The organism is Delftia acidovorans NBRC 14950, from assembly GCF_001598795.1.
GTDB classification, from domain to species: domain Bacteria; phylum Pseudomonadota; class Gammaproteobacteria; order Burkholderiales; family Burkholderiaceae_C; genus Comamonas; species Comamonas acidovorans.
Map to the genome: position 1 here is coordinate 197,695 of NZ_BCZP01000012.1, position 13,393 is coordinate 211,087.

Annotated in this window: 19 protein-coding genes; 17 read left to right on the top strand and 2 right to left on the bottom strand. The window is 62.4% G+C overall.

Annotated elements, in window-relative coordinates; all coding sequences use genetic code 11:
- Window positions 1–7 precede the first annotated feature (7 nt).
- Window positions 8–670 (bottom strand): LexA family protein, encoded by a 663-nt coding sequence (locus DA1_RS17420; RefSeq protein ID WP_230590776.1) that lies wholly within the window; start codon window positions 668–670, stop codon window positions 8–10.
- 81 nt (window positions 671–751) lie between these two features.
- Between DA1_RS17420 and DA1_RS29805 the strand changes: the two genes are divergently transcribed.
- Window positions 752–1,012 carry a transcriptional regulator gene (locus tag DA1_RS29805; protein WP_080736849.1) on the top strand — a complete coding sequence of 87 codons (261 nt, stop codon included), beginning with the start codon at window positions 752–754 and terminating at the stop codon, window positions 1,010–1,012.
- A gap of 14 nt (window positions 1,013–1,026) precedes the next feature.
- Here DA1_RS29805 and DA1_RS30495 read toward each other — a convergent pair whose 3' ends face one another.
- Window positions 1,027–1,245 carry a hypothetical protein gene (locus DA1_RS30495; protein ID WP_148078889.1) on the bottom strand — a complete coding sequence of 73 codons (219 nt, stop codon included), beginning with the start codon at window positions 1,243–1,245 and terminating at the stop codon, window positions 1,027–1,029.
- A gap of 93 nt (window positions 1,246–1,338) precedes the next feature.
- On the opposite strand from DA1_RS30495, the gene DA1_RS17430 reads away from it, so the two are divergent.
- The 16 genes from DA1_RS17430 to DA1_RS17490 all read left to right on the top strand — a co-directional run bounded on the left by DA1_RS17430 (window position 1,339) and on the right by DA1_RS17490 (window position 13,217).
- Window positions 1,339–1,836: a phage regulatory CII family protein gene (locus tag DA1_RS17430; protein ID WP_034392874.1), complete on the top strand. Its 498-nt coding sequence runs from the start codon at window positions 1,339–1,341 to the stop codon at window positions 1,834–1,836.
- A 2-nt stretch (window positions 1,837–1,838) separates the two neighbouring features.
- Entirely contained in the window at window positions 1,839–2,816 is a 978-nt protein-coding gene (locus DA1_RS17435; protein WP_051940688.1) for an LvrA C-terminal domain-related protein, read from the top strand.
- Window positions 2,813–4,612 (top strand): toprim domain-containing protein, encoded by a 1,800-nt coding sequence (locus tag DA1_RS17440; RefSeq protein ID WP_051940690.1) that lies wholly within the window; start codon window positions 2,813–2,815, stop codon window positions 4,610–4,612. The genes DA1_RS17435 and DA1_RS17440 overlap by 4 nt, the downstream gene beginning before the upstream one ends.
- Entirely contained in the window at window positions 4,590–4,847 is a 258-nt protein-coding gene (locus DA1_RS29810; RefSeq protein WP_080736850.1) for a hypothetical protein, read from the top strand. The genes DA1_RS17440 and DA1_RS29810 overlap by 23 nt, the downstream gene beginning before the upstream one ends.
- Before the next feature lie 13 nt (window positions 4,848–4,860).
- A complete protein-coding gene (locus DA1_RS17445; RefSeq protein WP_034392877.1) occupies window positions 4,861–5,535 on the top strand; it encodes a hypothetical protein in 675 nt (224 codons plus the stop codon).
- A gap of 301 nt (window positions 5,536–5,836) precedes the next feature.
- Window positions 5,837–6,016, top strand: coding sequence for a CsbD family protein (locus DA1_RS17450; protein WP_034392881.1), 180 nt, complete (start codon window positions 5,837–5,839; stop codon window positions 6,014–6,016).
- Between the two features lie 160 nt (window positions 6,017–6,176).
- The gene (locus DA1_RS17455) at window positions 6,177–6,590 is read left to right on the top strand and encodes a hypothetical protein (protein WP_034392884.1); all 414 of its coding nucleotides are present in this window, start codon (window positions 6,177–6,179) and stop codon (window positions 6,588–6,590) included.
- A gap of 227 nt (window positions 6,591–6,817) precedes the next feature.
- Window positions 6,818–6,979: a Com family DNA-binding transcriptional regulator gene (locus DA1_RS29815; RefSeq protein WP_230590969.1), complete on the top strand. Its 162-nt coding sequence runs from the start codon at window positions 6,818–6,820 to the stop codon at window positions 6,977–6,979.
- Entirely contained in the window at window positions 6,976–7,332 is a 357-nt protein-coding gene (locus DA1_RS17460) for a hypothetical protein (RefSeq protein ID WP_051940694.1), read from the top strand. Before DA1_RS29815 ends, DA1_RS17460 begins: the two co-directional genes overlap by 4 nt.
- A gap of 319 nt (window positions 7,333–7,651) precedes the next feature.
- On the top strand, window positions 7,652–8,098 hold the full coding sequence (locus DA1_RS30505; RefSeq protein ID WP_155294226.1) for a hypothetical protein: 447 nt from the start codon (window positions 7,652–7,654) through the stop codon (window positions 8,096–8,098).
- A gap of 167 nt (window positions 8,099–8,265) precedes the next feature.
- Window positions 8,266–8,592, top strand: coding sequence for an HNH endonuclease (locus tag DA1_RS17465; RefSeq protein ID WP_034392887.1), 327 nt, complete (start codon window positions 8,266–8,268; stop codon window positions 8,590–8,592).
- Window positions 8,589–8,990, top strand: a complete 402-nt coding sequence (locus DA1_RS17470; RefSeq protein WP_034392889.1) for a hypothetical protein — start codon at window positions 8,589–8,591, stop codon at window positions 8,988–8,990. Before DA1_RS17465 ends, DA1_RS17470 begins: the two co-directional genes overlap by 4 nt.
- A gap of 134 nt (window positions 8,991–9,124) precedes the next feature.
- Window positions 9,125–9,421 carry a hypothetical protein gene (locus tag DA1_RS17475; RefSeq protein WP_034392891.1) on the top strand — a complete coding sequence of 99 codons (297 nt, stop codon included), beginning with the start codon at window positions 9,125–9,127 and terminating at the stop codon, window positions 9,419–9,421.
- Between the two features lie 10 nt (window positions 9,422–9,431).
- The gene (locus DA1_RS17480) at window positions 9,432–11,141 is read left to right on the top strand and encodes a terminase large subunit (RefSeq protein ID WP_034392892.1); all 1,710 of its coding nucleotides are present in this window, start codon (window positions 9,432–9,434) and stop codon (window positions 11,139–11,141) included.
- A gap of 11 nt (window positions 11,142–11,152) precedes the next feature.
- A complete protein-coding gene (locus tag DA1_RS17485; RefSeq protein WP_034392895.1) occupies window positions 11,153–12,394 on the top strand; it encodes a phage portal protein in 1,242 nt (413 codons plus the stop codon).
- Window positions 12,372–13,217: a head maturation protease, ClpP-related gene (locus DA1_RS17490; RefSeq protein WP_034392898.1), complete on the top strand. Its 846-nt coding sequence runs from the start codon at window positions 12,372–12,374 to the stop codon at window positions 13,215–13,217. Before DA1_RS17485 ends, DA1_RS17490 begins: the two co-directional genes overlap by 23 nt.
- The last annotated feature ends 176 nt before the right edge of the window (window positions 13,218–13,393 follow it).

Sequence of the window (13,393 nt, forward strand, 5' to 3'; positions counted from 1 at the left end):
TTCTCCTTTATTCGGGCACCCACTTCCCAATAACTACACCACAGATGGTCGCCTCGCCGTCGATTGGTGTGAGCCTGGGCTTCCAGTCCGGGTTCAAGGCGCGCAGGAACTTGCGGCCATCCTCTTCTAAGTACTGCTTGAACGTGGCTTGCTCTTGGCTCTCAAGGCGGACCACAACACGGTCGCCTGGTTGAGCCATCCGGCCCGGATCCACAAAGATGATGTCCCCAGGCTCGTAGGTAGGGCGTGCGCCGGGGTTGCTCATGCTTTCACCTTCAACGCGGAGACAAAACGTGGTTTCTCCATGCCGCACAGGGCATGGCAGCCAGTCCTCCGCGTCACCTGGGCGAAACGTGTCCACTATCTCAGACCAATTTCCTGCTTGCACCGACGAAATCAAGGGTACAAGCTTAGGTGTGGGGCGGTCTGAAAAGTGGCCTGTCATCGGCATCATCACCTGATGTATGCGCAGTGGCTTCATGCCTGCGAGTTCCTCTGCTGTAGTGCCAAGCGCAGCAGCGATCTTGGCCCCGTGCTTCGTATCCCCGCCCTTTTCGATCTTCGCGATCGATACCTGAGAAATGCCTACGGCCTCAGCGAGTTGAGCTTGGCTCCACCCCCGCTGTTCTCTTAGCGCCTTCATGCGCTCACCAAAAGTACTCACTGACATCTAGTGATCCTATAACCGCCGTTGTGGGTGGTCAAAGAGTCTTGGTTATTGACATTGAGAACCTGGGTTATAAAATGGGTTATGCACGAAAAAAACCCATCTGTCCCGGCCCTTCGTGAAGCTATTTCCCTTGCCGGCTCTCAAGCAGCGCTGGGCCGGCTCATGGGGCACTCGCAGGTACTTGTTCACAAGTGGCTCAACAGCTCCAAGCCTTTGGGCGAAAAGCACTGTGCGAAGCTGGAAAAGCTCCTGGGCATCCATCGTTCGCGATCACGCCCTGATGACTGGCAGGAAATCTGGCCAGAACTCGTGCAGTCCACTGACGAAGCTGCGGAAGCATGACTCATGCCGCCGCGTCAGGACATCCTCCGCCCGCCGCGCGCTGTCTCCAGCTCGCGCTCCACGCACATCACGACCCGGCTCGCCCGGCAGCGGATGTGCAGCTCTCCCGCCATCCATGACAACTCCAGCTGGCTGGTGGTCAACGTCTGCTCCCGCGCGCTGGTGTCGGGGTTCACGTTGGTGCTGACGCTAGTCCTTGTGCTGGCGTGGAAGGGCTGTGTTTTGAGGTTCATGGCGGCTCCCTTTGGTGTGGTGTTTGTTTGCATTGCCGCGATGTTCGGCGTTCCCTTCTTCCCCGTCCACGTCCAATTTTTCAGGAGCCGGATATGAGCGCTCTCGATGCGCTGCGCCGCGGCGTTGATCACTTCCCGGGTGGCCGCGCTGTCGTGGCTGTTCGTCTCGGCAAGACGGACGAGGTTCTGCGCAAGGAGCTGTCTGGCGCTTCGTCGCACAAGCTCGGCGCTGTCGATGCGCTGGCCATCACCAGCCTGCTGCGCGAGGCAGCCATGCCCCACTGCTACGACTACGCGGCCTATGTCGCGGGCGAGGCTGGGGGGCGCTTTGAGCTGATGGAGGCTTGCCGCGTGGTGGTGGCGAGCCCCGTGGACAAGGTGTCAAAGCTGGTGCTGGAGACCTCGCACATCACCAGCGCGGTGATCGAGGCCATGCAAGACGGCGTGATCTCAGACAACGAGCTGGCGCAGATCGAGCGCGAGATCGCCGAGGCCGAGGAGGTGCTTCGCAAGCTGCGCCAGGCCGCGCGTGCCGTCAACGCCGCAGGCAAACCCCGTGAGATGAACGAAGCGCAGGGCGCGAAGGAGTAGGTATGGCCGGGGACTGGATCAAGATGCGGACTGACCTCTACCGAGACCCCAAGGTCTCGCTCATTGCTGATGCGCTGATGGCTCCTGGCAGCGAGCTTTCGCGTTACGTCACGAACAACTGCCAGCGTGAAATGACCGTCACCCGTAACGTTATGCGTAACGTCACGGTCGGAGCGCTGGTGTCTGTTTGGGGTGTGATGCGACAGCGTGGAAAGCGTAACGGTGACGATTTGGTGTGTCACGGCGTGACGCTGATGGTGCTCGATGACATCGCTGATCTGCCTGGATTTGGTGCTGCACTCGCGCTTTCGGGCTGGGTTTTGCAGACCTCTGAGGGCCTTGAGTTCCCCCGATTTTTCGACGAATACAACGTCTCCCCAGAGGAGAAAACCCGCTCACAGGGTGCTGAACGCCAGCGCCGTTACAGGGAGCGCCAAGGGCAAAAAAGTGACGGCCAAAGTGACGGTTTTAGCGGCGTCACGGGTGACGTAACGGATAACGTCACTGTGACGCCTAGAGAAGAGAAGAATAGAGAAGAGAAAGAGAATACCCCCCAATCCCCCACCGGGGGCCGGCAGCGTCGTCGCAATGCTGCCGAGGAGCCTGACGGCTTTGTCGAGTTCTGGTCGGCATACCCCCGAAAGGTCGGCAAGGACGCTGCTCGCAAGGCTTTCGCCAAGCGCCGGCCAGACGCAGCGCTGTTGGCGAAGATGCTGGCGGCCATCACGATCCAGGCAAGGTCAACGCAGTGGCTGCGTGACGATGGCCAGTTCATTCCGCACCCCTCGACGTGGCTCAACGCGGGTCGTTGGGACGACGAAGAGGGCGTGGGGCAAGCGGGGCAGGGCGACAGCGAGAGCCGTCCCCGCTGGGCTCTGCAGGCCGGTTTCGAGAACCGCTGGGAGGCGGAAAACGCGGGTTGTCGTGAGCACAACGCCCACCAATTCCGCGATGGCCAGCGCGCGGAGGTGACCGCTTGAACGCCGCCGAACTCAGCCAGCGCATGGCCTCTGACGCCGCGGCGATTGCGCAGTACCTGCTGCCCAACGGCAAGCGCAAGGCCGGCGAGTGGGTGGCTGGCAGCATCAACGGCGAGGAGGGCCAGTCGCTTTCCGTCCGCCTGACGGGCGCCAAGGCCGGCGTGTGGAAGGACTTCGCATCGGGTGAGGCAGGCGATCTGCTGGACCTGTGGGCCGCCTGCCGCAGCCAGTCCATCGGCGAAGCCATCCGCGAGGCGAAGCAGTACCTGGGCATCCGCGACGTGATGCCCGAGCGCGAGAAGAAGACCTTCAAGCGCCCGGCAAAGCCGCAGTGCCAGCCCGCCAAGGCCGGCGTGAAGGAGTGGCTCAATGGCCGTGGCATCACCGACGAGACCATTGCTGCCTTCCGGGTGGCCGAGCAGATCCGCGGCGGCAAGACCTACGCCGTGTTCCCGTACCTGCGCAACGGTGAGTTGGTCAACGTGAAGTACCGCAACATTGCGGAGAAGCGCGACATGCGGCAGGAGGGCGGGGCAGAGCCTTGCCTTTTCGGCTGGCACCTGATCGACCCCAAGGCCCGCACCGTGGCGATTACGGAAGGCGAGATCGATGCCATGACGCTGCACCAGGTTGGGATCCCCGCGCTGTCGGTCAATGCTGGCGCTGGCAATCACCAATGGCTGGAGAACGACTGGGAGCGACTGGACTGCTTCAGCGAGATCCTGATCTTTTTCGACAGCGACGAGGCTGGCAAGGCCGGGGCGCAGGAGATCGTTCGCCGCCTGGGGCTGGAGCGCTGCAAGCTGGTCACGCTGCCCGAGAAGGACGCGAACGAGTTCCTGCAGAAGGGCGCTTGCGGCGAGGACTTCTGGCACGCCACCAAGGAAGCCAAGACCCTGGACCCCGAGGAGATGCGCCAAGCCAGCGACTTCATCAACCGCGTGAAGTCCATGTTCTATCCGGCCCACGATGACGAGGGCGACCCGGTGCTGCGCCTGGACAAGGATCTGGACTGGTTCGAGTTCCGCTCCGGCGAGGTCACCGTCTGGACTGGCTACAACGGCCATGGCAAGAGCCTGATGCTGTCTCAGGTGCTGCTGGGGCTGATGCAGCAGGGCGACCGCGTGATGGTTTTCTCCGGAGAGATGACACCCGAACGCCAGCTCAAGCGCACCGTCAAGCAGGCGGCGGGCCTGGACCGTCCGAGCATGGCTTACATCGATGCCATTGGGGCCTGGCTGCACGACAAGCAATGGTTCTTCAACGTGGTGGGTAGCGCAGGCATCGACCGTCTCCTGGCCGTGTTCCTGTACGGCTCCAAGCGTTACGGCATGCGTCACTTCGTGATCGACAGCTTGATGATGACGGACGTGCCCGAAGACGGCCCAGGCAGCATGACCGCCCAAAAGGAAGCCGTCCGCAAGATCTGCGACTTCGCGCGCCGCAATGGCGTGCATGTCCACCTGGTCGCCCACCCGCGCAAGGGTGCTGACGAGTCCAAGGGCCCTGGAAAGCTGGATGTTGCCGGGTCTTCCAAGATCACCGACGGAGCTGACAACGTGTTCACGGTATGGAGCGCGCGCAAGGACGAGAACGACGCCGGCCACGACCCCGACAAGCCCGACGCCAAGCTGGAACTGCAGAAGCAGCGCAACGGCGACGTGCAGCACTACAGCCAATACCTCTGGTTCAACAAGGCCGCCCAGCAGTTCGCCACGAACAGCCGGCGTCGCGCCATCAACTACGTCCCTTTCTCAACCCAGGAGCCAAAAGATGAATTCGCTGACCAACCCTGATCGCGCTGTCCCGAACCTTGCGGCTGGCCATGTCCTGCTGTGGAGCCAGAGCCAGTGCGCGCTGCATATCGAGCCCCTCATGGACATGCTGACCAAAAACCGCAGGGCGTGCGCAGCTGACCATTGCATGGACTACGTGCCTCTGACCATCGGCACACGCGAGGAGTGCGACGCCGCAGCAAGTCGGCTCCGGCCAGTCCTCAACGAACGCCGCAGCGGCACCCCATCCCATTGATCCAGAAGACCGTATGACAACAGAAGCACCAACCACACTCGCCGCTGAGCGGCCCAATGTCATCGAGCGCCTGACGAGCGCGAGCACCAGCAGCGATCTTTCCGTGGACCTGGAGAAACGCGGCGACGCGGACTACCTGATCGCCGCTGGCATCCAGCGCGCAGGCCTGGGCCGGCTGGTCCAGCAGCTGATCTGCGAATGGGACCGCCGCGAGAAGCCGCGCCCGCTGACCGAGGAGCAGTTGCAGCGCGTGGCCGAGCAGCTGCCCCGCAAGAGCCGGGGGCGTCTCGACATGGTGGGAGCCCGCGTGGCCGAAGGCCGGTGGCACATGGAGCGCCGCATGCAGATCCTGACCAGCCTGCCGCAGTACGCCCGCCTGGTGGACGCGCACGCCGGGTTCCTGCCCTGGGTGCTGGCGCAGGGCATCAAGAATGCCCGCGCCAAGCTGACCGACGTGCTGCTGTGGTGGTGCGACCGCAAGTGCCCAGGCTGCGGAGGCGTCAAGCTGGGCGAGATAGCGATCTGCGAGACCTGCAAGGGCTTCGGCGACCGTGAGGTGCCGCACGAAGCCGAGGGCCAGCTGATCTCCGAGCACATCGCCACCCATGTGGACCGCGCACGCTCGGGCACCATCGCCGCGCTCAAGCGCATGAAGGGGCTGAAGGTGGTTGCAGCCGGGAAAGGGTGATGTATACTGCGTGCCTAGAGCGCAGGCGCAAGTAAACCGCCTTCCTCCCATCGGCAACGTCCCCAGGCGGTGAGTCTGGCAAGACATGAAAGCGATGGAAGGTCGCGCTCAGATGAAAAGCCCGCCAGCTCTGAAGCCTGCGGGCTTTCTTTTTGGCGAGAAATGCTCCGACAGGGCCGCGCTGTCCAACCCACATCCGAACGCTGCTCCGGCTGTCATGCCGGAAGAGATGAGCTGATTAACCTAGGTTCCGGTGCTGCAAAGCAACCGTTTCAAAGCTCAACTCCCAAAGGACGTTTGTATGAACAAGGATCAAGTTAAGGGTGCGGTCAAGGATGCTGCTGGCAAGGTTCAGCAAAAGGCCGGCGAGCTGATTGACAGCCCTGAGCAACAAGCCAAGGGCGTGGCCAAGCAGGTCGAGGGCAAGGCCCAGAAGAAAGCTGGCGACGTGAAGGAAGCGATCAAAGACGCGAGCAAGTGATCATCGTCAGGCTGAACAAAAGCCCGCTCGGTTCGCCAGCGGGCTTTACTCTTTGTGGGCTTCCATCTCGCGATGCCGGTCTGTGGCTTTGTTGTGCCAATCGCGGTCGCTCCCTAAGATGCCGAATCTCAAATACCAGCGCGTCTGAAGGGATCCCGGCATGTACCTGATCGCAGCCCTAGGCTTCGTGCTCCTGCATTTGCTGGTAGCCGTAGCGATATGGATCCCATTGATGGCGATTCATATTGGGACAAAGTGGATTGGGGAGATGAACGCAGACCAGATCATTCTGCGCATCGGCTCCTTTTCGCTCGCCATAAATGCGCTCTGCATCTGGATGTGGCTGATCGCTACGCAGTTCGAGGGGAAGGTCCCGACGCTTGTCTTGTCTCCGTTCATTTACTGGTTTGTCGGGTGCTTTTTTGTCTTGAGGCGGCTTGCCCGACAAACGAGGCTGCCCAGGTTCGGCGCTACCAAGACTGGCTGCGTGCTCATGGGCACCCTGGCGCTCGTCTGGGTGATCTGGAAGATTATTTTCATCTGGGCCAAGAGCGGTGGGTTCCAGTCGATGTGATGCGGTGATAGCCGCGCCGCCGGTCTCCCGGCACGTCCCCTGTCCATGGAACGGCTGGTCCAGCGCCTCTCGCGGGCTCTTTGCCGTAGGTCATGCGCAGAGGCGAAGGTTAGTACCTTTGCTGGCGTGATGTGTGGGCCTCCCTTACGCAGCAATCGTCTGGATTGCCGACGCTGCCAGCAGCACAATGAAGTCAAGGTAACAAGCAGACTTCAACGATGCAAGAAATGAGATGCGCCAGTTGCAATCGCAAGCTGGCTGTTGGAGTGTTCCAGCACCTGAACATCAAGTGCCCGCGCTGCGGGACGCTGAATTCCTTGAGGGTCGAGAACCCCAAACCTGAGTGCCATCGAGCGCCTGTGAAAACAACTGAAAGGCAGTCTCCATGACCACTCTCGCAAATCCCACGCCTATCGGCGCGATGTTCGCCAACCTTGCGTTCAGCACTACGCCCGTGCAGATCGTTTCCCCGTCTTCGAACCTCCACGGCATCGTGATCCGCACCTGCTACATGAGCGCCGTTGCGGGCGTCATGGGTGTGCAGCTCTACGCAGATCGCTCGGCGCCCTCGGGCTTCGCGGACGCCACAAAACGAGTGATCCTGATCGGCAACCCGATTCCTTCCATCGCGCTGCAGTATTCGCTGTATGTGCCACCTGGTCTGGGCCTGTGGGCTGTCGGTTCGGGTACAGGCGGCAGCGTTGAGATCACCTACGACGTTTTGACCGCTCCGCTTGCCTAACAGCCGAGCGCTAGGACTATCTCAAGCCCGCTGGCGCTGCCAACGGGCTTTTCTGTTTCCGCCTTGAGCCAGTCAGGGCGCGCGCCGCGATCCGAGCGCGCGGGGTTCTCTGCCGCGAGCTGCCGCGGTGCTGGCTGCGAAGCGAACGGCGTATCCCCAGCGGCATTGCGCCGTGAGTCCGATGGGGAAATGAATTAATTAGTTGTCTTGCTAATATTCAACAAATAGTCAGGAAGTATTAAATACTCTAATTAGACTTGGTACGTGCTAATGATAATCGTTAGCACCATAACCATTTATTGAGAATAGGGAGCTTTGCATGAAGAAGTCTTTGTTTGCTGCTGTGGGTGTTTTGGCGGCATTGGGGGCGGCGTCCAACGCATTTGCCGCAGGCAATTTGGAACAGGCGCATATTTGCGTCGTGTCTGGCTGGGCGTGTGACCAAGCCGATCCGAGCTACACCGGTAGCGTTCTGGTGTACCACAGCGATGGGCGACTGATTCGCAAGCTGACTGCCAACCACACCCGTGAGCCCGGCGTGGGTGCTGCCTGCGGTGGTAATTCCAACCGTGGTTTTGCTGGAGAGCTGGATACAACTCCTGGACAGGATTTCTCCGAGGGCTACCACAACGTTCGTGTGTACTTTGAGCGTCGCAATGGATCGCTGCTCGAAATCAGTGGATCGCCTCGAGTTGTGCTGTTTGGCCCCGCGCAGCTGAGCCCTGGACCCAACGAGTGTGCTAATCCGCGAGGCTGGGGAAACTAATTCGGTTGAATAGTTCCTGAGCCGCACGGCGCCTCATTCACCAACCCGGCATTGCCGGGTTTTTCGTTCCTGAGGGGGCGTATATCAGCCGCGACCAGGCCCATCCGGCACAGCATGCATTGCGTGGGGTGTAAGGTCTGCGTGGCGGCGCCTGTCAAGGAGGGTAGATGCTCAAGACGCTCAAGAGCACGCTGCCCGTACTGGACACCCGCCGCGTGCAGACAATGCAGGCCGGCAGCTGGCGCACCAGCGATCAGACGGCAGCGCAGCGCGGCTACGGCTACAAGTGGCAGCAGGCACGCGCGGGCTTCTTGCGCTCGCATCCGCTTTGCGTGATGTGCCAGGCCGAGGGCGTGGTGACCGCAGCCACGGTGGTCGACCACAAGATCCCGCACCGCGGCGATCAAGCGCTGTTCTGGGACCGAGGCAACTGGCAAAGCCTTTGTGCCACGCACCACAGCAGGGACAAGCAACGCGAGGAGCAGACGCAATGAAAGTCAGAGCACTGAAGAAGCGCGCCCAACGGTTGACGAGGCTTCGCATCGGCTGGGTCACAAGGAGGAGGCTGGACGCTTTGGTGCAGGCTGTCGCGTCGGCGCATCTGAAGTTCTTCGAAGAGCTGGCGGGGAAATTCGATCTGATCGCCAGAGAGCTACCTGCCGAGCATCAGTTCCAAGCTGGTGACTACGCCACCCGGGACGGCACGGACGTGCAGCTGGTGACCTACGCCAACGACCGATATGCAGACTTCCTGTGCCTGAAGGCGCCGCGCACCGGCTGGATCGGCGTCGGAGAGGTCGAGCACAACGGCCAGTGGAAGTACACGCCGCTGACGGCCGAGGAGGCTCGGGGTATGGGCGCGGTGCTCGAAGCGGCGCCAGAGCCCGCCTGACGCGATCCAGAGGCATTGCCGGGGCGGCCAGGGGAGGGGGTGGGGCAAAGTCTGGAGCCCTCGCCGGCCTAGACCGCCCTGTTCCGCACGCGCGAGAAATTTCCCCCTATTCAAATAATTCAAATGGAGTTGCTATGTCCGGAGTCAAAGGGCGCAGCGGCGGCGCGCGTCCGGGCGCCGGCCGTCCACCGAAAGAGCCCGCATACCTGAACCTGAGCGTCACCTACGACGAGCCCGCCAAGTTCCTCAAGGCGGTGATGAACGACAGCGGCACCGAAGCCAAGCTGCGGATTGACGCTGCGAAAGCGCTGCTGTCCGCAGAGGTCCGCCGCGGCGAGAACGGGGGCAAGAAGGCCGCACGCGCTGGCGCTGCCGCCACCCGAGCGAAGAGTGGGAAGTACGCATCGGCCGCACCGCCGAACCTGCAGTAGGAGGGGCCGAATGCCTGAATGGTCTACCGCATGCGTTGACTGGGCTGAGCGGATCCGGGAGGGACGCTCGATCATCCCGCCGCCGATCTTTCCTGAGGAGGCCGAGGCGGGCCTGGCCGTGATGCGGGATCTGCGCATCGTGGACGCCCCGGGAAGCCCACGCATGGCTGACGCCTGCGGGCAGTGGATCTTTGATCTGGCTGGCTCCATCTTCGGTGCCTACGACGCCCAAAGCGGCCGCCGGCTCATCAAGGAATGGTTCGTGATGCTGCCGAAGAAGAACTTCAAGTCCGGCTTGGCGGCATCCATCATGCTTACCTGCTTGGTGCGCAATTGGCGCCGGTCGGCCGAGTTCACCATCCTGGCTCCAACAAAGGAAGTGGCTGACAACAGCTTCACTCCGGCCAAAGACATGGTGCAGTACCTCGAAGAGAGCGAGGACGAGGATGAGGAGCCCTACAGCGAGTTGGCGGAATTGATCCATGTGCAGGACAGCCAGCGGATCCTGACCCATCGCAGCATGGGCGCGAAACTGAAGGTAATCGCGGCGGACACGAATACCGTTTCCGGCAAGAAGTCTGCAGTGCTGCTGGTGGAGGAGCTTTGGCTGTTCGGCAAGATCGCCAAGGCAAAGGACATGCTGCGGGAAGCTGGCGGCGGGTTGGCTGCACGCCCCGAAGGTTTCATCCTGTACATCACCACCCAGAGCGACGAGGAGCCCGCGGGCGTGTTCAAGGAGAAGCTGGAGTACGCGAGGGGTGTGCGCGACGGCACCATCATTGATCCCGAGTTCCTGCCCATACTGTTCGAGCACCCGCCAGAGCTGGTGAAGAACGAGGGCTGCATGCTCCTGGAGAACCTGGCCATGGTGAACCCCAATCTGGGGTACTCGGTGGACCGGCCGTTCTTGGAGCGCGAGTTTCGCAAGGCGCAGCAGGAGGGCAAGGAGTCGCTCAAAGGCATGCTGGCCAAGTACGGCAACGTTGAGGTCGGCCTGAAGCAACGTTCCAACAGCTGGGCCGGTGCAGAGTTCTGGGAGCTTCGTGGGAACCGCCGCATTTCGCTCGAATACATCCTGCGCGAGTGCGAGGTCGTTGTGGTCGGGATTGACGGTGGCGGGCTGGATGACTTGCTGGGCTTAGCTGTTGAGGGGCGTCACCGAGGCGTGACTCGCTGCGCGCTCTGGAACAAGGCATGGATCCATCCCATCGGCATCGAACGGCGTAAGTCGGAGGAGCCGAGATACCGAGACTTCGAGCGCGACGGCGACCTAGTCGTGGTGGAGCGCCCGGGGCAGGATCTGGAGGAGCTCGCGGCGGTCTGCAAGGAGATCTACGACGCCGGCCTACTGGCGCGCATCGGTCTGGACCCTGAGCGAACGCACAAGGTTGTGTACCAGGCGCTCATTGATGCCGGGATACCGGAGGAAATGATCATCGGCATCTCGCAGGGTTGGAAGCTCACCGGCGCCATGGCTGTCGCGGAGCGGGGCCTGGAGGATGGGAGTCTTACTCACGCGGCACAGCCTCTCATGGCCTGGTGTGTGGGCAATGCGAAGGTGGTGCCCTCAGGCAATGCCTCGCTGATCACGAAGCAGGCCAGCGGCACAGGGAAGATTGATCCGCTGATGGCCTCCTTGAACGCCGTCACGCTCATGGCCACCAATCCGCAGGCCAAGGGGCCATCCGTCTACGAGACGCGCGGCATGCGCTTTCTATAGGGCACGACCACATGAAGATATTCGACAAGCTGTTCCGGCGGGATGGGCCGGAGGCTCAGTCGCGCCCGCGAGCCAGTTCGGAAGGAATTACCTTCCAGGGGCTGGACGACCCGGCGCTGCTGGAGTTCATCCGCAACGGCCAGATGGGCGCATCGAACCGGATGCTGCGCAACACCTCGGCGCTGCGCTGTCTCTCGCTGATCGGCAATGGCCTGGGCATGCTGCCCACCAGCCTTTACCGGGCCGGAGACGACAAGGAGGTCGCCAGGGAGCACCCAGCGCACAAGCTGCTGCGCTACAAGCCGAACCCCTGGCAAACACCGATGGAGTTCAAGAGCCAGATGCAGCTGCTGCTGGAGACCGAGGGCAACGCATACGCGCGCATCATCCGCGCCGCCGGGCGCCCGATCCACCTGATCCCCTTCGAAAAGGGCAAGGTGGACGCCAAGCTGGGCAGCGGATGGCGCATGCAATACCGCTGCATGACCGAGAACGGCGGGCAGATCACTCTGGATCAGGAGGAGATCCTGCATGTGCGCGAGATCTCGTTCGACGGCGTGCTGGGACTGTCCAAGCGGCAGCTGTCCAACGAGGTCTTCGAGCTGGCCGAGCAGGCGCAGCGCGCGGCCGGCAACATCTTCAAGACTGGCGTGATGGCTGGGGGCGCGATAGAGACGCCGAATGCTCTCTCAGACCAGGCGTACAACCGCATGCGGGCCTCGCTGGACCAGGGACTGAGCGGCTCCGAGAACGTCAACAAATGGATGATCGCGGAGGAGGGGGCCAAGGCCAATCCCTTCACCTCGACGGCCAAGGACGGCCAGCAGCTGGAAAGCCGCAACCACCAGATCGAGGAGGTCGCCCGCCTGTACGGCGTGCCCCGCCCGCTGCTGATGATGGATGACACAAGTTGGGGCTCCGGCATTGAGCAACTGGCCATCTTCTTCGTGCAATTCACGATGACGCCGCGCTTCACGGCATGGGAGCAGGCCCTGGAGCGCTCGCTGCTGACGGATGCAGAGCGGGGCCACTACTACTTCAAGTTCAACGAGCGCGCGCTGCTGCGCGGCACGCTCAAGGACCAGGCGGACTACTTCGCCAAGGCGCTGGGCGCCGGTGGCCACCAGCCATGGCACACGGCCAACGAGGTCCGCGACCTGGCTGAGTACCCGGCAGACCCGAACCCGAAGTTCAACACCCTGGGCGATCCCTCGGGGAAGAAAGCAAGCAATGAGCCTCAAACAACTACCTGAGATCCGCGCGGATCACCGGCTGTCCAAGGCTGGATTCGACCTGCGCCCTGATGCGGTGGACCGATGGGAGCCCGAGGTGCGAGCCTCGGCCAGCGACGCGGAAACGAGCATCTCCATCTACGACTCCATCGGGGAGAACTGGGAGGGCACGGGCGTCACGGCCAAGCGCATCGGCGCCGCACTGCGCAACATCGGTGCGCGCGACGTGACGGTCAACCTCAACTCCCCGGGTGGCGACTTCTTCGAGGGCATGGCCATCTACAACCTGCTGCGCGAGCACAAGGCCAAGGTGACCATCCGCGTGCTGGGCGTGGCCGCCTCGGTGGCTTCGGTGATTGCCATGGCCGGCGACGAGATCCTGATGGGTGATGGCTCGTTCCTGATGATCCACAACGCCTGGGCCGTGGCCGTCGGAAACCGCCACGACATGACCGACACAGCCGCCGTGCTGGCGCCGTTCGATGCCGCGATGGCTGCGCTGTATGCCCACCGCTCCGGGATCACCGAGGCTGAGGCCGCGATGCTGATGGATCGCGAAACCTGGATCGGTGCGCAACAAGCAGTCGATGACGGCTTCGCCACTGGCCTGCTGCCCAGCTCGGAGATAACCCGCACGGCCCAAGCATCTGGCGCGCGCAAGCCGCTGGCGCTGATCGAGGCCTCAATGGCCAAGGCCGGCTACTCGCGCAATGCGCGCAGAGATGCGTTCAAAGCCCTGTTTTCCAACGGCACGCCGGGCGCTGCCGATCCTGGGGCCACGCCGCGCGCTGGCCCTGAAGTCGCAGCCTCGCTGCAATCGCTGCTGGACACGATGCGCGTGTAGACCGCAGCAACCACCAACCCAATCGGCCGCCCTTGAGGCGGCTTTGTCATTTCTGAAAGGGCCACACCATGGCAAAGCAACACACCGCACGTCCCGTTCCCCGCGGCATCATGTCCGTTCGTGCCGAGGCACCCAGCAACGCCGAAGTCAAGGCGTTGATTGATGGCCTGCAGCAG

What these genes read in the sequence shown, in the direction of transcription:
- DA1_RS17470 (WP_034392889.1), top strand. Translation starts at nt 8,589, where the DNA reads ATGAAAGTCAGAGCACTGAAGAAGCGCGCCCAACGGTTGACGAGGCTT.
- DA1_RS30495 (WP_148078889.1), bottom strand. Translation starts at nt 1,245, where the DNA reads ATGAACCTCAAAACACAGCCCTTCCACGCCAGCACAAGGACTAGCGTC.
- DA1_RS17465 (WP_034392887.1), top strand. Translation starts at nt 8,266, where the DNA reads ATGCTCAAGACGCTCAAGAGCACGCTGCCCGTACTGGACACCCGCCGC.
- DA1_RS17450 (WP_034392881.1), top strand. Translation starts at nt 5,837, where the DNA reads ATGAACAAGGATCAAGTTAAGGGTGCGGTCAAGGATGCTGCTGGCAAG.
- DA1_RS17430 (WP_034392874.1), top strand. Translation starts at nt 1,339, where the DNA reads ATGAGCGCTCTCGATGCGCTGCGCCGCGGCGTTGATCACTTCCCGGGT.
- DA1_RS17420 (WP_230590776.1), bottom strand. Translation starts at nt 670, where the DNA reads ATGTCAGTGAGTACTTTTGGTGAGCGCATGAAGGCGCTAAGAGAACAG.
- DA1_RS29815 (WP_230590969.1), top strand. Translation starts at nt 6,818, where the DNA reads ATGAGATGCGCCAGTTGCAATCGCAAGCTGGCTGTTGGAGTGTTCCAG.
- DA1_RS17475 (WP_034392891.1), top strand. Translation starts at nt 9,125, where the DNA reads ATGTCCGGAGTCAAAGGGCGCAGCGGCGGCGCGCGTCCGGGCGCCGGC.
- DA1_RS30505 (WP_155294226.1), top strand. Translation starts at nt 7,652, where the DNA reads ATGAAGAAGTCTTTGTTTGCTGCTGTGGGTGTTTTGGCGGCATTGGGG.
- DA1_RS29805 (WP_080736849.1), top strand. Translation starts at nt 752, where the DNA reads ATGCACGAAAAAAACCCATCTGTCCCGGCCCTTCGTGAAGCTATTTCC.
- DA1_RS17490 (WP_034392898.1), top strand. Translation starts at nt 12,372, where the DNA reads ATGAGCCTCAAACAACTACCTGAGATCCGCGCGGATCACCGGCTGTCC.
- DA1_RS17435 (WP_051940688.1), top strand. Translation starts at nt 1,839, where the DNA reads ATGGCCGGGGACTGGATCAAGATGCGGACTGACCTCTACCGAGACCCC.
- DA1_RS29810 (WP_080736850.1), top strand. Translation starts at nt 4,590, where the DNA reads ATGAATTCGCTGACCAACCCTGATCGCGCTGTCCCGAACCTTGCGGCT.
- DA1_RS17480 (WP_034392892.1), top strand. Translation starts at nt 9,432, where the DNA reads ATGCCTGAATGGTCTACCGCATGCGTTGACTGGGCTGAGCGGATCCGG.
- DA1_RS17460 (WP_051940694.1), top strand. Translation starts at nt 6,976, where the DNA reads ATGACCACTCTCGCAAATCCCACGCCTATCGGCGCGATGTTCGCCAAC.
- DA1_RS17485 (WP_034392895.1), top strand. Translation starts at nt 11,153, where the DNA reads ATGAAGATATTCGACAAGCTGTTCCGGCGGGATGGGCCGGAGGCTCAG.
- DA1_RS17455 (WP_034392884.1), top strand. Translation starts at nt 6,177, where the DNA reads ATGTACCTGATCGCAGCCCTAGGCTTCGTGCTCCTGCATTTGCTGGTA.
- DA1_RS17445 (WP_034392877.1), top strand. Translation starts at nt 4,861, where the DNA reads ATGACAACAGAAGCACCAACCACACTCGCCGCTGAGCGGCCCAATGTC.